The sequence below is a fragment of the Streptomyces sp. NC-S4 genome (assembly GCF_054353315.1).
The window spans coordinates 2,108,534-2,128,867 of the sequence record NZ_CM135937.1 but is presented as its reverse complement, the minus strand read 5'-3'; the positions used below and the strand labels follow the sequence as shown (position 1 = coordinate 2,128,867).

At 72.8% G+C, this 20,334-nt stretch carries 19 protein-coding genes and 1 tRNA gene; 12 read left to right on the top strand and 8 right to left on the bottom strand.

Going from position 1 to position 20,334, the window contains the following annotated elements:
* Positions 1 to 49: 49 nt before the first annotated feature.
* Positions 50 to 1,489 (top strand): amino acid permease, encoded by a 1,440-nt coding sequence (locus ACXNSR_RS09120; protein WP_458643234.1) that lies wholly within the window; start codon positions 50 to 52, stop codon positions 1,487 to 1,489.
* A 71-nt stretch (positions 1,490 to 1,560) separates the two neighbouring features.
* Here the strand turns inward: ACXNSR_RS09120 and ACXNSR_RS09115 are convergent, their stop codons facing one another.
* On the bottom strand, positions 1,561 to 3,330 hold the full coding sequence (locus ACXNSR_RS09115; protein WP_458641607.1) for a SpoIIE family protein phosphatase: 1,770 nt from the start codon (positions 3,328 to 3,330) through the stop codon (positions 1,561 to 1,563).
* A 105-nt stretch (positions 3,331 to 3,435) separates the two neighbouring features.
* The gene (locus ACXNSR_RS09110) at positions 3,436 to 3,819 is read right to left on the bottom strand and encodes a hypothetical protein (RefSeq protein WP_458641606.1); all 384 of its coding nucleotides are present in this window, start codon (positions 3,817 to 3,819) and stop codon (positions 3,436 to 3,438) included.
* Positions 3,820 to 3,935: 116 nt separating this feature from the next.
* Between ACXNSR_RS09110 and sigJ the strand changes: the two genes are divergently transcribed.
* The gene (gene sigJ, locus ACXNSR_RS09105; protein WP_458641605.1) at positions 3,936 to 4,892 is read left to right on the top strand and encodes an RNA polymerase sigma factor SigJ; all 957 of its coding nucleotides are present in this window, start codon (positions 3,936 to 3,938) and stop codon (positions 4,890 to 4,892) included.
* Between the two features lie 126 nt (positions 4,893 to 5,018).
* Here the strand turns inward: sigJ and ACXNSR_RS09100 are convergent.
* Positions 5,019 to 5,106: transfer RNA gene (locus ACXNSR_RS09100), tRNA-Leu, on the bottom strand.
* Between the two features lie 165 nt (positions 5,107 to 5,271).
* Here ACXNSR_RS09100 and ACXNSR_RS09095 point away from each other — a divergent pair.
* From ACXNSR_RS09095 to ACXNSR_RS09085, 3 genes are all read left to right on the top strand, one after another.
* On the top strand, positions 5,272 to 6,597 hold the full coding sequence (locus tag ACXNSR_RS09095; RefSeq protein ID WP_266598360.1) for a M20/M25/M40 family metallo-hydrolase: 1,326 nt from the start codon (positions 5,272 to 5,274) through the stop codon (positions 6,595 to 6,597).
* A 129-nt stretch (positions 6,598 to 6,726) separates the two neighbouring features.
* Positions 6,727 to 6,960, top strand: coding sequence for a chaplin ChpH (chpH, locus tag ACXNSR_RS09090; RefSeq protein ID WP_266598362.1), 234 nt, complete (start codon positions 6,727 to 6,729; stop codon positions 6,958 to 6,960).
* Between the two features lie 159 nt (positions 6,961 to 7,119).
* A complete protein-coding gene (locus tag ACXNSR_RS09085; RefSeq protein ID WP_458641604.1) occupies positions 7,120 to 7,941 on the top strand; it encodes a chaplin in 822 nt (273 codons plus the stop codon).
* A gap of 39 nt (positions 7,942 to 7,980) precedes the next feature.
* Here the strand turns inward: ACXNSR_RS09085 and ACXNSR_RS09080 are convergent, their stop codons facing one another.
* Positions 7,981 to 8,169 (bottom strand): DUF5703 family protein, encoded by a 189-nt coding sequence (locus ACXNSR_RS09080; RefSeq protein WP_030009118.1) that lies wholly within the window; start codon positions 8,167 to 8,169, stop codon positions 7,981 to 7,983.
* A 47-nt stretch (positions 8,170 to 8,216) separates the two neighbouring features.
* Here ACXNSR_RS09080 and ACXNSR_RS09075 point away from each other — a divergent pair, with 47 nt between their 5' ends.
* Positions 8,217 to 8,867 carry a hypothetical protein gene (locus ACXNSR_RS09075; RefSeq protein WP_458641603.1) on the top strand — a complete coding sequence of 217 codons (651 nt, stop codon included), beginning with the start codon at positions 8,217 to 8,219 and terminating at the stop codon, positions 8,865 to 8,867.
* A 62-nt stretch (positions 8,868 to 8,929) separates the two neighbouring features.
* Here the strand turns inward: ACXNSR_RS09075 and ACXNSR_RS09070 are convergent, their stop codons facing one another.
* Positions 8,930 to 11,332: an ATP-binding domain-containing protein gene (locus ACXNSR_RS09070; protein ID WP_458641602.1), complete on the bottom strand. Its 2,403-nt coding sequence runs from the start codon at positions 11,330 to 11,332 to the stop codon at positions 8,930 to 8,932.
* The gene (locus tag ACXNSR_RS09065) at positions 11,329 to 12,312 is read right to left on the bottom strand and encodes an aldo/keto reductase (RefSeq protein ID WP_458641601.1); all 984 of its coding nucleotides are present in this window, start codon (positions 12,310 to 12,312) and stop codon (positions 11,329 to 11,331) included. The genes ACXNSR_RS09070 and ACXNSR_RS09065 overlap by 4 nt, the downstream gene beginning before the upstream one ends.
* Before the next feature lie 100 nt (positions 12,313 to 12,412).
* On the opposite strand from ACXNSR_RS09065, the gene ACXNSR_RS09060 reads away from it, so the two are divergent.
* Both ACXNSR_RS09060 and ACXNSR_RS09055 read left to right on the top strand, forming a co-directional pair.
* Positions 12,413 to 13,462 (top strand): LLM class F420-dependent oxidoreductase, encoded by a 1,050-nt coding sequence (locus tag ACXNSR_RS09060; RefSeq protein ID WP_458641600.1) that lies wholly within the window; start codon positions 12,413 to 12,415, stop codon positions 13,460 to 13,462.
* Between the two features lie 212 nt (positions 13,463 to 13,674).
* The gene (locus tag ACXNSR_RS09055; RefSeq protein ID WP_458641599.1) at positions 13,675 to 14,505 is read left to right on the top strand and encodes a ferritin-like domain-containing protein; all 831 of its coding nucleotides are present in this window, start codon (positions 13,675 to 13,677) and stop codon (positions 14,503 to 14,505) included.
* Here the strand turns inward: ACXNSR_RS09055 and corA are convergent.
* Positions 14,483 to 15,475 (bottom strand): magnesium/cobalt transporter CorA, encoded by a 993-nt coding sequence (gene corA, locus ACXNSR_RS09050; protein WP_458641598.1) that lies wholly within the window; start codon positions 15,473 to 15,475, stop codon positions 14,483 to 14,485. The genes ACXNSR_RS09055 and corA overlap by 23 nt on opposite strands.
* A 54-nt stretch (positions 15,476 to 15,529) precedes the next feature.
* On the opposite strand from corA, the gene ACXNSR_RS09045 reads away from it, so the two are divergent.
* The 4 genes from ACXNSR_RS09045 (at position 15,530) to mshC (ending at position 19,072) form a co-directional block, all read left to right on the top strand.
* A complete protein-coding gene (locus tag ACXNSR_RS09045) occupies positions 15,530 to 16,249 on the top strand; it encodes a histidine phosphatase family protein (RefSeq protein ID WP_030011535.1) in 720 nt (239 codons plus the stop codon).
* A 77-nt stretch (positions 16,250 to 16,326) separates the two neighbouring features.
* Positions 16,327 to 16,917, top strand: coding sequence for a DUF3090 domain-containing protein (locus ACXNSR_RS09040; RefSeq protein ID WP_329103742.1), 591 nt, complete (start codon positions 16,327 to 16,329; stop codon positions 16,915 to 16,917).
* A complete protein-coding gene (locus tag ACXNSR_RS09035; RefSeq protein WP_458641597.1) occupies positions 16,881 to 17,732 on the top strand; it encodes an SCO1664 family protein in 852 nt (283 codons plus the stop codon). Before ACXNSR_RS09040 ends, ACXNSR_RS09035 begins: the two co-directional genes overlap by 37 nt.
* Positions 17,733 to 17,842: 110 nt before the next feature.
* Entirely contained in the window at positions 17,843 to 19,072 is a 1,230-nt protein-coding gene (mshC, locus tag ACXNSR_RS09030) for a cysteine--1-D-myo-inosityl 2-amino-2-deoxy-alpha-D-glucopyranoside ligase (protein WP_458641596.1), read from the top strand.
* A gap of 173 nt (positions 19,073 to 19,245) precedes the next feature.
* Here the strand turns inward: mshC and ACXNSR_RS09025 are convergent, their stop codons facing one another.
* Entirely contained in the window at positions 19,246 to 20,238 is a 993-nt protein-coding gene (locus ACXNSR_RS09025; RefSeq protein WP_458641595.1) for a PAC2 family protein, read from the bottom strand.
* Between the last annotated feature and the right edge of the window lie 96 nt (positions 20,239 to 20,334).

Here is a 20,334-nt window from a genome sequence, read left to right as displayed (position 1 = left end):
CCGGGCCTGCCTTGTCCCACCCACGAAGGCGAAGTCCTACATGAGTGACCTGAGTGACCGCACCTTGACCGAGGCACCCGCCCCGGCGCAGACCCGCCATGTCGACGCCGGCGACGAGGGCTACAGCAAGGACCTCAAGTCCCGCCACATCAACATGATCGCGATCGGCGGAGCCATAGGCACCGGCCTCTTCCTCGGCGCGGGCGGCCGCCTCGCCGGAGCCGGCCCCTCCCTCGCGATCGCCTACGCGGTCTGCGGAGTCTTCGCCTTCTTCGTCGTCCGGGCGCTCGGCGAGCTCGTCCTCTACCGGCCCTCCTCCGGTGCCTTCGTCTCCTACGCCCGTGAGTTCATGGGGGAGAAGGGCGCCTACACGGCCGGCTGGCTGTACTTCCTGAACTGGTCCACGACCACCGTCGCCGACATCACGGCCGCCGCGACCTACGCCCACTTCTGGTCGCTGTTCACCGACGTCCCCCAGTGGGTCCTCGCCTTCATCGCCCTCGCCATCGTGCTCACCGCCAACCTGATCTCGGTGAAGTACTTCGGCGAGATGGAGTTCTGGTTCTCGCTCGTCAAGGTCGCCGCCCTCGTCGTCTTCCTGATCGTCGGCATCTGGCTCGTCGCCACCAGCCACGACATCGGCGGCACCACCCCCGGCCTCGCCAACATCACCGACAACGGCGGCCTCTTCCCCTCCGGCGTCCTCCCGATGCTCCTGGTGATCCAGGGCGTCGTCTTCGCGTACGCCTCCGTCGAGCTCTGCGGCGTCGCCGCCGGCGAGACCGAGAACCCCGAGAAGATCATGCCGAAGGCGATCAACTCGATCATGTGGCGCGTGGGCCTCTTCTACGTCGGCTCGGTCGTCCTCCTCACCCTCCTCCTGCCCTACACCGCCTACAGCTCCGACCAGAGCCCCTTCGTCACCGTCTTCGACAAGCTCGGCGTCCCCGGCGCCGCGGGCATCATGAACCTCGTCGTCCTGACGGCCGCCCTCTCCAGCCTGAACTCCGGCCTCTACTCCACCGGCCGCATCCTGCGCTCGATGTCCCTGTCCGGCTCCGCCCCCAAGTTCACCGGCGTCATGAACAAGGGCAAGGTCCCCTACGGCGGCGTCCTGTTCACCGCCGCCTTCGGCCTCGCGGGCGTCGGCCTGAACGCCTTCATGCCGAAGGACGCCTTCGAGCTCGTCCTGAACTTCGCCTCGCTGGGCATCCTCGGCACCTGGGCGATGGTCATGATCTGCTCCCTGTTCTTCTGGCGCCGCGCCCAGCAGGGCCTCGTGGAGCGCCCCTCGTACCGCCTGCCCTGGGCCCCGTACACCCAGATCGTCACCCTGGCCTTCCTGCTCGCCGTGCTGGTGCTGATGTGGTGCGACGGCGGCGTCGGCCGCACCACCGTCCTCTGCGTCCCGGCCATCGGCGCCGCCCTGGTCGGCGGCTGGTACCTGGTCCGCGGCCGCGTGGCCGAACTCGCCACCACCCGCGGCTGATCCCGCGACCCCGAAAGCCCCCGCGCCGGCCCCGTCCGGCGCGGGGGCTTCCGGATTTCCGGCCCGCCGGCTCACCCGCCCCGGCGGTCGGTGGTGCGGGCGGCCAGGATGGTGACGTCGTCCTCCGCGTCCGTGGCCCGCAGGGCCGCGAGGACCGTGTCGATGACCTCGTCCAGGGGCCCGTCCACCGGCAGCGGAATGCCGGTGAGCCGTCGCAGCGAGGCGTCGATGTCCTCGCCCCGGCGCTCGACCAGGCCGTCGGTGAAGAGCATCAGGACGCAACCCGGCCGAAGCTCGAAGGACGCGTCCTCGTACCGGCCGTAGCCGGTGCCCAGGGGCGGGCCCACCGGGACCGGCGCCAGGAACGGGCCCTGCCCCCGGCCGATGACCATGGCGGGCAGGTGCCCCGCGCTCGCGTGGACGCACGCCCCGGCGGCCCGGTCGACCAGGACGAGCAGACAGGTGGCGACCCGGTCCAGGCCACCCGCGAGAACGACCTGGTCCGCCTCGCGCAGGATGTCCGCCGGCGGGTTCCCGGAAGCGGCCAGCGCGCGGATGAGGGAGCGGTAGTGGCTCATGGCGACCGCCGCCTCGACCCCGTGGCCCATCACATCGCCCATCACCAGCAGGGTCCGGCCCCCCGGCAGCGCCAGGCAGTCGAACCAGTCCCCGCCCACCAGGACCCCCGTGCCGGACGGCAGGTAGCGGGAGGCCACTTCGAGATCGTCGTGCGGGAAGGTCGGCTCGGACAGCAGCGCCTGCTGCAGTTCGAGGGCCATCCCCTGCTCCCGCGCGAACCGCTCCGCCTTGGCGAGGCTGGTGGCCGCCCGCTCCGCCAGGGTGCGGGCCACGACGATGTCCTCGCGCCCGAAGGCCGGCGAGTCCCCGGCACGCACCAGGGTGAGCGTGCCGATCGGCCGGTCCTGGGCGATCAGGGGGACCACCACCCCCGAGTGGATACCCGCCTCCCGGTACGCGGAGACCCGGTCCGCGCTCGGCGCCGCCCGGCTGAAGGCCTCGTCGGAGGAGAAGTTGCCCAGCCACGGCTCACCGCTCTCCAGGCACTGCCGGACCGCCGAGCCGGGCTGGTAGTCCACGTGCTCCCCGGCCGCGCCGAGCACCCGCACCCGCGGCGAGAGTTCCGCCACCGAGGCCACCGCGACCCGCCGCAGCCGCAGGGACCCGCCGTCGGGCAGCCTCCCGCCCTGCCCCTCCCGCGGGATCAGCTCCACGCTCGCGGCATCGGCCAGCCCGGGGACCAGGAACCCGGTCAGCTCACGGCAGGTGGTGTCCACATCGAGGGTGGTCCCGACCCGCACCGCGGCGGTGTCCAGCAGGAGCAGGCGCCGGTTGGTGCGCGACAGCTCCCGCTGCCGCTCCCTGGGAGCACTGACCTCCAGGCCGATCCCCGCCAGCCCCAGCACCCGCCCGTCCTCCTCCAGCCGGTGGTAGGTCCCCCGCCACACCCGGGACTCGTACGGGGAATCGGCCAGGGTGCGGCCCTCCAGGATCAGCTCCCGGGGCTGCCCGTCCCGCAGCACCTCGTGCAGCACCTCGTCGGGACGCTCGACGTCCGGCAGCACCTCGTTCAGCGTCCGTCCCAGCAGCGCCTCTGCGGGCGCGCCGTTCATCACGGCCATGTGCGGGCTCACGTACAGATAGCGCAGGTCGGTGTCGAGCAGGGCGATCCCCGCCCGGGCCCCGTCGATGACCTGCCGCAGCAGCCGGTACTCGCGCACCAGCCGGTCCACATCGGACGGATCACCCGCCAGGGCGGCGGCGACCACCTCGTCCGCGTCCTGGCGGAACAGCGGACGCGGGCCGGCACCCTCAGCCCACATCACGGGACCTCCATCAGCCGGTCTGCCCCTCCGATGTGCTCCCAACATAGCAAAAGGGCAGGTCAGGGCGATATTGCGTCGCGCTGACCTGCCCTGTTGCACCGATCAGGACCGGTGGGCCGACGGCCTGCGGCTCAGCGCCAGCAGGCTCAGGGCAAACATCGTGACACCCAGGGGGACATGGACCGACGGCACGCGCGCGATCCCCAGGACCACCTGCACCGAGGCGAGGACGAGGAACCCCGACGAGTACAGGACGGGCTTGGCCGACCCGCCGCCCGGCCGCCACGCCAGCACCGCCGCGATCACGTACAGCATGGTCGCCCCGTACATCACGCGCGCTCCGATGCCGTGCAGCAGCTCGCCGTGGGCGGAGGACAGCAGCACCCCGGCGGTGACCGCCTGGAAGAAGAGGGACAGGGTCTGCAGGCCGACGGTGACCTGCAGGAAAGTGAAGGCACGCGGCTTCTCGGTCGTCAGTGTGGCCATGGTGGCGGTCCCCTCTTCTGCCTCACGGCGTAGATCGATATGGTCTCGGTAGTCCGACGACGTGGGCCCGCGAAATGTGAGGCGAGGCACCGGGAGGCGGGCCGGGGGGAGCGGTCGTGAGCGCGAGTACGTCGTCCACGCGCGGGGGTTTCGGGTCCGATCCGGTCCTGGACGCGATCGTCGGGGAGCGGGGACACCTCACCAACCTCGCCTACCGGCTGCTCGGTTCGCTGGCGGAGGCCGAGGACGCGGTACAGGAGACCTACGCGCGCTGGTACGCCATGCCGAAGCAGAAGCAGCAGGCCGTCGAGTCGCCCGGCGCCTGGCTGACGACGGTCGCCGGCCGCATCTGCCTGGACCTGCTCGGCTCGGCGCGGGCGCGGCGCGAGCGCTACGTCGGCGAATGGATCCCCGAGCCGCTGCCCGACCGCGCGGAGTGGATCAGCGGGCCGGCGGGCGGCGGGGCCGGGACGCTCGACCCGGCCGACCGGGTCACCCTGGACGAGTCGGTCAACATGGCCTTCCTCGTCGTCCTGGAGTCGATGACCCCGGCCGAACGCGTCGCCTTCGTCCTCCACGACGTCTTCCGCTACCCCTTCGCCGAGATAGCCGTGATCGTCGGCCGGACCCCGGCCGCCTGCCGGCAGCTCGCGACGTCGGCCCGCCGGCGGGTGAGCGCCGCGCGGGTCCCGACGGCCCCGACGGCCGGACAGGCCCCTCTGGTGCGGAACTTCAAGGAGGCGTGGGAGGCCCGGGACATCAAGGCCCTCGTCGGCCTGCTGGCCCCCGACGCGGAGATGATCGCCGACGGCGGCGGACTGGTCGGCGCCGCCCTGCGCCCGGTCGAGGGCAGCGCGCGCATCGCCGAGTACCTGATCCGGATCGCGGACCGGGCTCCCGGACTGAAGCTCCTGGAACGCTCGGTCAACGGCCGGCCCGGCCTCGTCGCCCAGCTCACCGGGGTCACCGTGACGGTGGCGGCCTTCGAGCTCGGCGGCGACCGGGTGACCCGCATCTGGGCGGTCCGCAATCCGGAGAAGCTCCGCCCCTGGCTGGAGGACGGACAGGGCTGACCCCGCGCGCCCCCGGTGACCGCCGCCGCCGGGGGGGCGCGCGGGCCGCGGCGGGCACATACGACGAAAGAGCCGGTCAGTGCGACTTCACATCGCTCTGACCGGCTCTTCCTGGTCCTTCGACCATGGTGTCCGAGGGGGGACTTGAACCCCCACGCCCGATAAAGGGCACTAGCACCTCAAGCTAGCGCGTCTGCCATTCCGCCACCCGGACAAGGTGTCTGTCTCGCGTCCCTCGCGGGCCGTTCCGACGTGGAAAACATTACCAAACATTCCGGGGTCCTCGATCACACCCCCCGACGACCGAGGATCGCCCTTGGGGAGAGCGGCCCGGGGCGGGAGGATGGGGGTCCGGTACTGATCAGTGGGAGGAAGCAGCGTGAGCGAGTCGAGCACGGGCAGGACCGTCTCCGGCGAGGACGAGGTGGTCGACCTCTGCCGGGACCTCATCCGGATCGACACCAGCAACTACGGGGACCACTCGGGCCCCGGCGAGCGCAAGGCGGCGGAATGGGTCGCCGAGAAGCTCGCCGAGGTCGGGCTGGAGCCGCAGATCTTCGAATCGCACAAGGGACGCGCCTCGACCGTGGCGCGGATCGAGGGCGAGGACCCCTCGCGGCCGGCGCTGCTGATCCACGGGCACACCGACGTGGTTCCGGCCAACGCCGCCGACTGGACGTACGACCCCTTCGCGGGCGAGATCGCCGACGGCTGCCTGTGGGGCCGCGGCGCCGTCGACATGAAGGACATGGACGCGATGACGCTGGCCGTCGTGCGCGACCGGATGCGCAGCGGCCGCAAGCCCCCGCGGGACATCGTGCTGGCCTTCCTCGCCGACGAGGAGGCGGGCGGCATCTACGGGGCCCGGCACCTCGTCGACAAGCACCCGGGCCTGTTCGAGGGCGTCACCGAGGCGATCGGCGAGGTCGGCGGCTTCTCCTTCACGGTCAACGAGAACCTGCGGCTCTACCTCGTGGAGACCGCCCAGAAGGGCATGCACTGGATGCGGCTCACGGTGGAGGGCACCGCGGGCCACGGCTCCATGACCAACAGCGACAACGCCATCACGGAGCTCTGCGAGGCCGTGGGCCGGCTCGGCCGCCACCAGTGGCCGGTCCGCGTGACCAAGACGGTGCGCAGCTTCCTGGACGAGCTCTCCGACGCGCTCGGGACCCCCCTGGACCCCGACAACATGGACGCGACGCTCGCCAAGCTCGGCGGCATCGCCAAGATGGTCGGCGCGACGCTGCGCAACTCGGCCGCCCCGACGATGCTCGGCGCCGGCTACAAGGTCAACGTCATCCCCGGCCAGGCGACGGCCCACGTCGACGGCCGGTTCCTGCCGGGCTACGAGGACGAGTTCTTCGCCGACCTGGACCGGATCCTCGGACCGCGCGTGAAGCGGGAGGACGTGCACGGCGACAAGGCGCTGGAGACGGACTTCGACGGAAGGCTGGTGGACGCCATGCAGGGCGCCCTCAAGGCCGAGGACCCGATCGCGCGGGCGGTCCCGTACATGCTCTCGGGCGGTACGGACGCCAAGTCCTTCGACGACCTCGGTATCCGCTGCTTCGGCTTCGCGCCGCTGCAGTTGCCGCCGGAGCTCGACTTCGCCGGGATGTTCCACGGCGTGGACGAGCGGGTGCCGGTCGACGGACTGAAGTTCGGTGTGCGGGTGCTCGACCGGTTCATCGACAACGCCTGAGATTCGAGAAGGTGTGCGCATTCCACTGAGAAGAGTGAATGCACTCATACGCTCGTAGCCCCGGTGATCCCTCCTCGTTACAGGTGTTGCGGTCCGCGGCTGGGACCGCATTGCCTACTAGGAGGAACAATGATCAAGAAGGTTGTCGCCGCAGTGGCTGCCACCGGTGGCCTGGTTCTCGCGGGTGCGGGCCTGGCCCACGCCGACGCGGGTGCGCAGGGTGCGGCCATCGGCTCCCCCGGCGTCCTGTCCGGCAACGTGGTGCAGGTTCCCGTTCACATCCCCGTGAACGTCTGCGGCAACACGATCTCCGTCATCGGCCTGCTGAACCCGGCCTTCGGCAACACCTGCGTCAACGCCTGACGCGTCTGAAGTCTTCGGCCCCGGAGCGCATCCCGCGCTCCGGGGCCACCGGGCTTTCAGGCCCGGATTTCCTTCACTTCCGGCGCACCGGGCGGGGGAGCCAGGCGGGCCGGGCCGTCGGACGACGGCCGAAACGTACACACCAGGGGACGAGTACAGATGCGACGACCGGCACAGGTCACCAGGAAGACCCTGATCACCATGGCGGCCGCGGGGGGTGTCCTCGCGATGGGCGGAGGCTACGCACACGCGGACTCCGGCGCCTCGGGGCACACCGCGAACTCTCCGGGCCTGCTGTCCGGGAACAACCTGCAGGCGCCCGTGGACGCGCCGGTGAACGCCTGCGGGAACACGATCACGGTGGTGGGAGCCCTCAACCCGGCTTTCGGGAACCACTGCGCCAACGGATCCGGCCACGCCAAGCCGAAGCCCCCGAAGCCGCACCACCCGGGCGACGACGAACCGTGCGACGACCACCCGGGAAACCCCGGTAACCCCGGTAACCCGGGTACCCCCGGCAACCCTGGCAACCCCGGTAACCCGGGTAACCCCGGTAACCCGGGTAACCCCGGTAACCCGGGTAACCCCGGCAACCCCGGCAACCCCGGTAACCCGGGCAACCCCGGCAACCCCGGTAACCCGGGCAACCCCGGTAACCCGGGCAACCCCGGTAACCCCGGTAACCCTGGCAACCCCGGTAACCCTGGCAACCCGGGTAACCCCGGTAACCCTGGCAACCCTGGCAACCCCGGTAACCCCGGTAACCCGGGTACCCCCGGCAACCCGGGTGGTCCCGGTACGTCCACCACCCCCGGCACCCCGGTCACGCACCCCGGTCCGGGGACCGGGAGCAACCCGGGGCAGGGCGGCGGTCTCGCCGCCACCGGGTCCGGTGACGTCCTCACCGCCGGGCTGCCGCTCGCGGGCGGCCTGCTGCTCGCCGGCACCGTGCTCTACCGGCGGGCCCGCAACGCCGCCTGACGGATGTTCACGGCGCGGGCCCCGCCCCCGGGGCCCGCGTCACCAGGTCGCCCGGACCTGGCGGATGATCCGGCGGCGCAGTCGCACGCGGCGACTGCCGTCCCGGTACAGGCTGAGCCGGTCGAGTTCCCAGTTCCCGTACTCGGCATGGTCGGTCAACAGGCGGGTCGCCTCCTTGCGAGGCACACCGCGGGGCACGTACACGTCGACGAATTCGTATTCCGGCATCGCATCTATTGTGCGGGCACAGCCCTGCTACGGATAGCGTCTGCTCTATGTCTGATGCCGATCTGCCCACTGTTGCCGAGGTACGCGCCGCCGCCGAGGCGGTCAAGGCCGCGCTCGACCGTCACCTCGCCGCGGTCGAGCACAGGATCGGGGACGAGGACCCGGACGTCTACGCCGCGTTCAACGAACTGGCCGCCGCGGCCGAGGTGTACGACGAACTCCTCTACGACCGGTACGACGAGGTCACCCCGTTCGAGATCCCCACGCCCGAGGACGGTGTCCCGTACACCGGCCCCGCCGAGCCCGCCGCCTTCAGCGTGCTCATCCGCCGCGACTACGCCGTGGTCGAACCGGCCCGGCTGATCGCCCAGGCCGAACGGGTCGCCGCGCACGACCGGGACGCCGAGTTCGTGGGCGACGGCGGCAGCGCCGACGCGCTGGGCGTCCTCTTCGGGGAGTACGAGCCCGACGAGATCGCCTCCCGCTACAAGGACTTCGGGCTGGAGGAGGGCGACTCCACGCTCTGGATCGCGGCCTCGGAGGAGGTGGCGGAACCGGGGGAGTGGCTGGGCTCGCCCTTCGGGCACATCGATCCGCAGGACGTGCTCCACCGGTTCGACGTCAGCTCCGTCTTCGACGAGGAGGCCGACGAGTTCGACGAGGACGGGGCCGCGGAGCCGGGGCTGGCCCCGGCCTGATCCACCCCTGATCCGGCCCTGATCCGTGGCCCCCGCCCGCCCGGGCGGGGGCCACGGCCGGTTCACTCCGGCTGCTGCGCGCCCGCCGTCGCCAGGGCCGTCAGCAGGCCCGTCAGGCGCGTCGTACGCGGCTTCGCCGGCACCTCGGCCACCGCGTGCGGCAGCGCCTGGTCGACCCCGTGCACCACGGACAGGTGCCGCTCGCCCCGCCCGAACGCCGTGTAGACCCAGTCCCGCGACAGCGCCTGCGCCGCGTCACCCGGCAGTACGACGACCACCGCCGGCCAGCGCGTGCCCACGGCCTGGTGCGCCGTCACCGCCCAGCCGTGCCGCACCTGGGACTCGACGAGCTCCTTCGGTACGACGACCCGCGCGCCCGCCCGGTCCAGGTGCAGGCCCTCGGCGTCGGCCGACACCACCCGGGCCGCCAGCGCCCGCCCGGCGGACGGCACGTGGACGACCCGGTCACCGGGGTCGAAGCCGCCGAAGCGGCCCGGTCCGGGGTTCAGACGCTCCTTCAGGGCGACGTTCAGCGCCCGGGTGCCCGCCGAGCCGCCGTGGCCCGGGGTGATCACCTGCACCTGGTCCGCCGGAATCCCGAAGGCCCGCGGCACCGATTCCGCCACCAGCTGCACGGCCCGGTGCACGGCTTCCCCGGCGTCCTTCACCGGGACGATGACGACCTCCTTGCCGGGGGCGTCCACCTGGTTCAGCTCCCCGATGCCGATCCCGGAGACGAGCTCGCCGAGGGGGCCCGGGTCGGGGGTGCGGGAGACCAGTTGCGGGCAGGTACGGGCCGCCAGCACATCGGCGAACACCCGCCCGGCCCCGGCGGACCCGAGCACGCCGGGGTCCCCGGAGAGCACCAGCCGGGCCCCGTCCGGGACGGACTCCACCAGCGCGGCCGCGGTCTCCACGTCCAGCTGCGGCGCGTCCAGCACCACCAGCAGGTCCAGCGCGAACTGCCCGTCCGCGTCCCGCCCGGGCCCCTCGGCGCCGGACAGCAGCCCCGCCACGGTCACCGGGTCCGGGCCGCCGCCGGGGGCGTGCGCGGCCACGCAGACCCGCAGGCCCAGGTCCCGGGCCGCGGCGGCCAGGGCGACCGGTTCGGCGCGGGCGGCCTCGCCGCCGGTGTGGGTGACGAGGCCGTGGCCGGCGACCGCACGGATCAGCTCGGCGGCGGAGGGGCTCGGCGCGGATCCCGCGGCCCGCTCCCAGTCCCCGGGGGCGTCGAAGGTGCCGGCCGCCAGCCGGGCCAGGCCGTCGGCCAGGCTCTCCTCGGCCATGGCGGCACCCTCCAGGCCCACGAGCAACCGAACGGGCTGCGCCGCGTCCTCGGTGTCCTCGGCGTCCCTGGCGTCCGCGCCGACCGGCGGCCCCAGCGGCTCGTGGAAGACCAGCACCGAGCCCTCGGCGATGGCCTCTTCCAGCGCTTCGGCCGGATCCGGTACGCCGTACTGGGCCAGGGCCTTCTCCAGCACCGGGGCCTCCAGGGCGGTGTGCCCCTTCAGTCCGGCCTGGGCCAGCAGCCAGCCCACCAGGACGGTGGTGCGGCGTTCGTCCCCGGGACCCGCCCCGGGGCCCAGCAGGGCCCGGGCGAAGCCGTCGGCCTGGGCCGGGCGTACGGCGGGGAGCGACAGCAGCCGCCAGGGGTTCTCGGTGAGCTGCCCGGCGGCGTCCTCGCCGAGGGCCGCCGCGGCGGGGGCGGCCAGGGCCTCGGGGGCGCCACCGCGGGCCAGTACGGCCCGTACGCCCTCGACGGTGTCGGCGGAGGGCGCGGGCGAGGCCACCGCCGCGGGGGCGGCGGGGCGGGGGGCGGCGGGAGCGGGGGCCGGCCTGCGGGGCGCGGCCGGGGCCTCGTCGAAGTAGACGGGGGAGGGCTTCTCTCCGCTCTCGACGGCCCGTACGGCGGCCAGCAGGTCGGCGGCCTTCCCGCTGAGCTTCGCCCCGGCCTCGACGGGCGCCTCCCGCTCGGCCTTGCGCCGGGCGATCCGCTCCCGCTCGATCTTCTGGGCGGCCAGTTCGGCCTGTGCCTCGGAGAGCGCGGGCGCCGCCTGGGCCTCGGCGGCTGGCTCGGCGGTGCCCTCGGGGCCGGCCCCGGCGTCCGCGTCGGCCCCGGCGTCCGCGTCGGCCTCGGATCCGGCTTCGGCCTCGGACCCGGCCGCGTCGTCGGTCGGCGCGGGGCCGGTCCCCAGGTCCGCCTCGGAGGCAGGCCCTGCGGGGCTTTCCCCCTCCCCGCCCCTTCCCGAAACCGGGGGCTCCGCCCCCGGACCCCCGTCCCCGGCCCCGGCCGGTTCGGCGGTCCCGGACCCGTCCGGCTCCGCCTCGGGTTCCGCGGCCCGTGCCTCGTCGGGCTCGGGCGTGGCCCCGGGTGCCACTTCCGGTTCGGCGGCTGCGGACGGGTCGGCCTCCGGGGTGGCCGGGTCCTCCGCGGCAGCGGTGTCGGCCTGCGGGTCCGTACTCACAGCGTGCTCCAGTCCTGATCGGGGTAGCGGTGCACCGGGGCCGAAACATCGTCCAGCGCCCGGCAGATCTCCTCCGGAAGACTAAGGGCCTCCACCGACAGCGCCGCCCCGAGCTGCGCGGACGTCCGCGCGCCGACGATCGGCGCCACCACCCCCGGCCGGTCCCGGATCCATGCCAGGGCGACCTGGAGCGGGGTCACGGCCAGCCCCTGGGCCGCCGTCACCACCGCGTCCACGATCCGCCCCGCCGCCTCGTCGAGGTACGGCTCCACCAGGGCGGCCAGCGATTCCGAGGCGCCCCGGGAGTCGGCCGGGGTGCCGTCCCGGTACTTGCCCGTCAGCACCCCGCGGCCCAGCGGCGAAGAGGGCAGCAGGCCGATCCCGAGGTCGAGCGCGGCCGGCAGCACCTCGCGCTCCACGCCCCGCTGGAGCAGGGAGTACTCCATCTGCGTCGAGGCGATCCGGGTGCGCACCCCGGGAGCTGCGAGCTGCCAGGTCGCCGCCTTCGCCAGCTGCCAGCCGCAGAAGCCCGCCAGTCCCGCGTACCGGGCCCGGCCGCTGCTCACCGCCAGGTCCAGGGCCTGCAGGGTCTCCTCCAGCGGGGTCGCGGGGTCGAACGCGTGCACCTGCCACAGGTCGACGTGGTCGGTGCCCAGCCGGTCCAGCGAGGCGTCGAGGGCGGCGAGCAGGTGCCCGCGCGAGCCGTCGAACCTGCGGTCGGGGTCCGGCACGCTGCCCGCCTTGGTCGCGATCACCAGGTCCCGGCGCGGGACGAGCCCGCCCACCAGCCGCCCCAGGAGGTACTCCGCCTCACCACCGCCGTACACGTCGGCGGTGTCGACGAGCGTGCCACCCGCCTCCCAGAACGTCTTCACCTGCTCGGCGGCGGCTTCCTCGCCGGTGTCGCGGCCCCAGGTGAGGGTGCCGAGGCCGATCCGGGAGACGCGCAGTCCGGTGCGGCCGAGATGCCTCTGCTCCATGAGCGCTGAGACTACTGGGGCGCTGACGCGGAGGACCTTGGCGCGCTACAGTCCCCGCACACCAACGTTACTGATCGGTAAACCGGTAAGGGGACGATACATGCGGCTCGGCATCAATCTTGGTTACTGGGGCGCGGGCATGGACGCGGACAACCTCGCCGTCGCCCAGGAGGCCGACCGCCTGGGTTACGACGTCTGCTGGGCCGCCGAGGCCTACGGCTCCGACGCCCCGACCGTGCTCGCCTGGGTCGCCGCCCAGACCGAGCGCATCGACGTCGGCTCGGCGATCATGCAGATCCCGGCCCGCCAGCCCGCGATGACCGCCATGACCGCGGCCACCCTCGACTCGCTGACCAAGGGCCGCTTCCGGCTCGGCCTCGGCGTGTCCGGCCCGCAGGTCTCCGAGGGCTGGTACGGCGTCAAGTTCGACAAGCCACTGGCCCGCACCCGCGAGTACGTGGAGATCGTCCGCAAGGCCATGAGCCGCGAGCGCCTCTCCTACGAGGGCGAGCACTGGACCCTGCCGCTGCCGGACGGCCCGGGCAAGCCGATCAAGCTGACCGTGCACCCCGAGCGCGAGCACATCCCGCTCTACATCGCCGCCATCGGACCGAAGAACCTGGAGCAGACCGGCGAGATCGCCGACGGCGCCCTGCTGATCTTCCCGGCCGCCGAGCACCTGGAGGCCACCGCCCTCACCCACATCCGGGCGGGCCGCGAGAAGGCCGGGCTGACCATGGAGGGCTTCGACGTCTGCCCGACCGTGCCGCTGGCCCTCGGCGAGGACGTGAACGCGCTCGCGGACATGTTCCGCCCGTACACCGCCCTGTACGTGGGCGGCATGGGCAGCCGGAAGCAGAACTTCTACAACCAGCTGGCCCAGCGCATGGGCTACGAGAAGGAAGCCGCCGAGATCCAGGACAAGTACCTGGCGGGCGACAAGACCGGTGCGGCCGCCGCCGTCCCGCACTCGCTGATCGACTCGACCACCCTGCTCGGCCCGGTCGCCCGGATCGCGGACGGGATGCGGGCCTACGCGGAGGCCGGGGTCACCACCCTCACGCTGGCCCCGGCCGGCTTCACCCTGGACGAGCGGATCGCCGCCCTGCGCGCCGGCACCGAGGCCATGGAGCTCGCGGGCCTCGCCTGATCCGGAGCGTCGGCGCGGATCGGGCGCCGACCGGAGTTTCTGCGGCCGTGGTGGGGGCTCGGGGGGTCTTCCCCGCCACGGCCGACACAGCGAACAACGCCGGGGAAGCCCGCCGGGTTACGCACGGCGGCCCAACCCCCGATTTCGTTCATTCGGACGAGCGGCGCGACCCATCGGTTGCCCGCCCCGCCCACCGGCGTTTGACTCGTTCCATGCTCTCTGCCCGCAGCCTGTTCCAGGAGATCGTCGACAACGACGACTCCTTCCAGCTGTTCTGCTCCATCGCCGCCAGCGGGGAGACCCAGGGCGGCTGGGAGAACGCCCGTATCGCGGCCCTGGTGCCGGACGGCATGCGCCACCTCGCGCCCAAGATCACCCGGCACGGCGCCGACGAGGACAAGCACGGCCGGATCTTCAACGCCCTGCTCCGCAAGCGCGGCCTGCCCGCCGTCCCGGTACCCCCCGAGACCGACTACACGATGCTGCTGGAGCGCCGCGGCATCGGCCTCGCGCACGCGAAGCTGCGCGGCGAGGCGGCGCTGACCGAGGAGGACATCGTCGTCTACCTCGCGCACAGCCGCGTCACCGAACAGCGCGCCGCCGACCAGATGGACATGCTGGTCAAGTACTTCGGCGACCACCCCGAGGTGGGCAAGGCGATCCACCTGATCAGCCACGACGAGGACAACCACCTCGCCTACTGCCACGAGGAACTGCTGCGCCTCGCCCGGTCCGGCCACGGCCGGACCATCCAGCGGGTGCTCCGCGAGAGCGCGCTCGCCGAGATCTCCGTCTACCGCGACGTGAGCCTCGCCGTCATGAGCCACATGGGGAGGCTGCTGCACTGGCCCGCCCACAAGGCGGCCGCGCTGGCCGCCGGCATCCGCGCGATGTACGCGTACGAGCGGTTCAGCGGCTGGCACCGGATGGTGGACCTGCGGCTGCCCGAGCGCCTGGACGCCCTCGGCGGCGAACCCGCCGCAGCGGGCGGGTTCGCCCACGCCCCGCGCGAGAGGGAGCTCAGAGCCAGCCCCGGCGCTTGAACATCCGGTGCAGGCCCAGACACGCGCCCGCCATGACCACCAGCACCGCCGGATAGCCCCAGGTGTGCCGCAGCTCCGGCATGTGGTCGAAGTTCATTCCGTAGATCCCCGCCACCATCGTGGGGACGGCCGCCATCGCCGCCCACGCCGAGATCTTGCGCATGTCGTCGTTCTGCCGGAGGCCCATCTGCGCCAGGTGCGCGGAGAGCGCGTCCGACAGCAGCCGGTCCAGGCCCTCGATGTACTCGTTCGCCTTGGTCAGGTGGTCGGCGACATCGCGGAAGAACGGCTGGGCGTGCTCGTGGACGAAGGGGACCTCCCCGAAGGCGAGGCGGTCCATCGGCTGGAGCAGCGGGCTCGTCGACCGCCGGAACTCCAGCACCTGCCGCTTGAACCCGTAGATCCGGGCGGCGGTGTTCTTGGTGTCCGAGGCGTTCGGGGCGAAGACCTCGGCCTCCAGCTCCTCCAGGTCCGCCTGGAGCTCGGCCGCCACCTCGATGTAGTGGTCGACCACCGCGTCGGACACCGCGTACAGCACCGCCGTCGGGCCGTGCCGCAGCACGTCCGGCTCCTGCTCCAGCCGGTGGCGCACGGCGGCCAGCGGGGCCCCCTCGCCGTGCCGGACCGTGACGACGAACGAGTCCCCTATGAAGACCATCAGCTCGCCGGCGCTCACCGTGTCCGTGTCCTCGTCGTACAGCACCGGCTTGAGGACGACGAACAGGGAATCGTCGTACACCTCCAGCTTCGGGCGCTGGTGCGCGGTCAGCGCGTCCTCCACCGCCAGCGGGTGCAGGCCGAACTCCTGGCTGACGTGGTCGAATTCCTTCTCGGTCGGCTCGTGCATGCCGATCCACAGGAAGGCGTCACCGGTCGCCCGGGCCTGGTCGAGGGCGTCCGAGAAATCCTCCGGCCCCTCGGTACGGCGGCCGTCCCGGTAAATCGCGCAGTCCACAATCACGCGGGGCATTCTTCCCTGCCCACGGCCCGCCCGCACACCCGCGCCTGCGCATACGCTGGCCCCATGGCCACGCTGATCCTCGTACGACACGGGCGGTCCACCGCCAACACCGCCGGGCTGCTCGCCGGATGGACCCCAGGGGTCGCACTCGACGAACGCGGCGCGGAGCAGGCCGCCGCGCTCCCCGGCCGACTGGCGGGGGTGCCGCTCGCCGCCGCCGTCACCAGCCCGCTGCAGCGCTGCCGGGAGACCCTCGCCCCCCTGATGGCCGCCCGGCCCGAGCTGGAACTGCACACCGACGAGCGGATCGGCGAGTGCCACTACGGCGAATGGTCGGGCCGCAAACTGTCCGAGCTCTCCGACGAACCGCTGATGAAGATCGTCCAGCAGCACCCGTCGGCCGCCGCCTTCCCCGGCGGCGAGTCCATGCGCGCCATGCAGGCCCGCGCCGTGGACGCCGTACGCGACTGGGACGCGCGGATCGAGCAGGAGCACGGCAGCGACGCCGTCTTCCTGATGTGCTCGCACGGCGACATCATCAAGTCCCTTGTCGCGGACGCCCTCGGCATGCACCTGGACCTCTTCCAGCGCATCCACGTCGACCCCTGCTCGGTGACGGCCGTCCGGTACACCGCCACCAGGCCCTTCGTGTTCCGGCTCGGTGACACCGGTGACTTCGGCTCCCTCGTCCGGCGCCCCGCCGCACCGGAGACCGTCGCATCGGACAAAGACACCGAAGACGCGGGGAACGCCGTCGTGGGGGGCGGCGCGGGCGCGGCGTGATCGCCCGGAGCAGTAGGGTGGACGGGCCCACACAAGGGCGCAGAGCTGCCCCTGCCGCCGAGACTTGGAGACTGGACGTGCCCCGTCAGGTGTTCCTCTACGACCCCCCGGACCGCTTCGTGGCCGGCACGGTCGGTCTGCCGGGACGCCGTACGTTCTTCCTGCAGGCCTCCGCCGGCCCCCGCGTCACCAGCGTCTCCCTGGAGAAGACCCAGGTAGCGGCGCTGGCCGAGCGGATGGACGAGCTGCTGGACGAGGTCGTGCGGCGCACCGGCGGCAACGCCCCGGTTCCGGCGGTCGCCCCCGCCGAGGCCGCCGACACCGCGCCGCTGGACGTCCCGGTCGACGAGGAGTTCCGCGTCGGCACCATGGCGCTGGCCTGGGACGGCGAGGAACAGCGCATGATCGTCGAGGCCCAGGCGCTGGTCGAGCTCGACGCCGACTCCGACGAGGACCTCGCCGAGGCCGAGGAACGGCTGCTCCAGGACGAGGAGAACGGCCCGCCGATGCTGCGGGTCCGCCTCACCGGCTCCCAGGCCCGGGCCTTCGCCAAACGGGCCCTGGACGTCGTCAACGCCGGCCGCCCGCCGTGCCCGCTGTGCAGCCTCCCGCTGGACCCGGAGGGGCACGTGTGCCCGCGCCAGAACGGCTACCGGCGCCAGGCGTGAGCGACACGGGGGAGAAGATGGAGGAAATACTCGCCAAGGGCGAGCTCACCGTCATAGGCCGGATCCGCGAGGCGTCCAACGCCGTCCTGCTGTGCAGCGTCACGTACGGGGGCGTGAGCGCCGACTGCGTGTACAAGCCGGTCAAGGGCGAGCGGCCGCTGTGGGACTTCCCCGACGGGAACCTCGCCCGCCGGGAGGTCGCCGCCTACCTGATCTCCGAGGCCACCGGATGGGGCCTGGTCCCCGCCACCGTGCTGCGCGACGGACCGTACGGCGAGGGCATGGTCCAGCGGTGGATCGACGCCGAGCAGCCGGACGAGGACGCCCCGCTGGGCCCGCTCCTCGGGCTCGTCGACGGCGAGGAGGCCGGGGAGGGCTGGAAGGCCGTCGCCCTCGCCGAGGTCGGCGAAGGCCGCACCGCCCTGCTCGTGCACGCCGACGACCCCCGGCTGCGCCGGCTCGCCGTACTCGACGCCGTGATCAACAACGGCGACCGCAAGGGCGGCCACCTGCTGCCCGCGCCCGACGGACGGCTCTACGGCATCGACCACGGCGTGACCTTCCACGCCGAGGACAAGCTGCGCACCCTCCTGTGGGGCTGGGCGGGCGAGCCGCTGACCGACGAGGCGCGCGAGGCGCTGGCCGCGCTGGCCGACGCGCTGACCGGGGGAGCCCCGCTCGCCACCCGGCTGGCCGAACTGATCACACCGGTCGAGCTGGCCGCCGTACGGGACCGGGTGGAGCACCTGCTGCGCACCGGAACCCATCCCCGGCCGTCCGGGCAGTGGCCGGCGATCCCCTGGCCACCGGTCTGAATCGGCCACCGGCCATACGCACAGAACCGGCCAGACCGCAAGAGTGCCGATCAAGACAACAGTGCAGGTCCAGTTCGTTTCCGGAACATCCGTCCGGTTAGGCTCGAGACATGCATGCCTGGCCCGCTTCTGAGGTCCCCGCCCTTCCCGGCAAGGGCCGCGACCTCCAGATCCACGACACCGCGACCCAGGGGACGATCACCCTCGCCCCCGGTCCCGTCGCCCGTATCTACGTCTGCGGCATCACTCCGTACGACGCGACCCACATCGGTCACGCGGCGACCTACAACGCGTTCGACCTCGTACAACGCGTGTGGCTCGACACCAAGCGGCAGGTCCACTACGTCCAGAACGTCACGGACGTGGACGACCCGCTCCTGGAGCGGGCGCTGCGCGACGACCAGGACTGGACCGAGCTGGCGGAGCGCGAGACCGCACTCTTCCGCGAGGACATGACGGCCCTGCGGATGCTGCCCCCGCAGCACTACATCGGTGCCGTCGAGGCCATACCCGGAATCGTGCCGCTGGTCGAGCGGCTGCGGGACGCGGGAGCGGCGTACGAGCTCGAAGGCGACACCTACTTCTCGGTCGAGGCCGACCCGCACTTCGGCGGGGTCTCCCACCTCGACGCCGAGGCGATGCGGCTGCTCTCGGCGGAACGGGGCGGCGACCCCGACCGGCCCGGGAAGAAGAACCCGCTGGACCCGATGCTGTGGATGGCCGCGCGTCCGGGCGAGCCGAGCTGGGACGGCGGCTCGCTGGGCCGCGGCCGGCCGGGCTGGCACATCGAGTGCGTGGCGATCGCCCTCGACCACCTGGGCATGGGCTTCGACATCCAGGGCGGCGGCTCCGACCTGGCGTTCCCGCACCACGAGATGGGCGCCTCGCACGCCCAGGCGCTGACGGGCGAGTTCCCGATGGCCAAGGCGTACGTGCACGCGGGCATGGTGGCGCTGCACGGCGAGAAGATGTCGAAGTCGAAGGGCAACCTCGTCTTCGTGTCGGCGCTGCGCCGCTCCGGGGTGGACCCGGCGGCGATCCGCCTGGCGCTGCTGTCGCACCACTACCGGGCCGACTGGGAGTGGACGGACGCCGTCCTCGACGAGGCCGTGGCCCGGCTGGAGCGCTGGCGCGCGGCCGTGTCCCGGCCGGACGGCATCCCGGCGGACGCGGTGCTCGAAGAGGTCCGCGAAGCCCTGGCGAACGACCTGGACGCCCCGGCGGCGCTGGCGGCCGTGGACCGCTGGGTGGAGCTCCAGAACGCCACCGACGGCGACGACGAGTCGGCCCCCGGCCTGGTCTCCCGGACCGTGGACGCCCTCCTGGGCGTGGCCCTGTAACGCCACCTGCGGGCCGTCTTCCGGGGGCTCCGCCCCCGGACCCCCGCGCCTCAAACTCCCCCAGCTACCGCTGGGAGGTGCCCCCTGGCGGGGCTGGATTTTCCAGCCCCGCCGGCGTTTTACGTGGAAGCCCTGTACACGGCGGAGCCCCACGAGGCCCCGGCCCCGCCCCGCTACGCGCCCGGGGTGTCCTCGCCCGGTTCCTCCGGCGGAGCCTCCGGGGGCGGTGGGGACACCGGCGGCTGCGGCTTCGGGGGACGGGGGAGGCCCCCGGTCGTGTCCCGCAGGTAGGAGCCGTCGCCCGGCTCCGCCGCCGGGCCCGCCGCCGGATCACGCCGGCGCAGGTACCGCTCGAACTCCCGGGCGATCGCGTCGCCCGAGGCCTCCGGCAGATCGGCGGTGTCCCGCGCCTCCTCCAGCGTCTGGACGTACTCCGCCACCTCGCTGTCCTCGGCGGCCAGTTGGTCCACGCCCAGCTGCCACGCCCGCGCGTCCTCCGGCAGTTCGCCCAGCGGGATCCGGATGTCGATCAGATCCTCCAGCCGGTTCAGCAGGGCCAGCGTCGCCTTCGGGTTCGGAGGCTGCGAGACGTAGTGCGGCACCGCCGCCCACAGCGACACCGCCGGGACACCCGCGTGCGTACAGGCCTCCTGAAGGATGCCCACGATGCCCGTCGGGCCCTCGTACTTGGTCTCCTCCAGGTCCATCGTCCGCGCCAGGTCCGCGTCCGAGGTGACCCCGCTCACCGGCACCGGCCGGGTGTGCGGGGTGTCCCCGAGCAGCGCGCCCAGGATGACCACCATCTCCACGCCCAGCTCGTGCGCGAAGCCGAGGATCTCGTTGCAGAACGACCGCCACCGCATGGACGGTTCGATGCCCCGCACCAGCACCAGGTCCCGCGGCTTGGCACCGCCGATCCGGACCACCGACAGCCGGGTCGTCGGCCACGTGATCTTCCGTACCCCGTTGTCCAGCCACACCGTCGGCCGGTTGACCTGGAAGTCGTAGTAGTCCTCGGCGTCGAGCGCCGCGAAGACCTCGCCCTTCCACTCCCGGTCCAGGTGTGCGACCGCACCGGAGGCCGCGTCACCCGCGTCGTTCCAGCCCTCGAACGCGGCCACCATGACCGGGTCGATCAGCTCGGGCACGCCCTCAAGCTCGATCACCCAGGTCTCCTTCCGAAGTTCCCTTGTGTACGTGGGTCAGCCTAAGCCTTGATGAGGCACCGGCCACAGCCCACGACAGAGGGGCGGTTCCCCTCG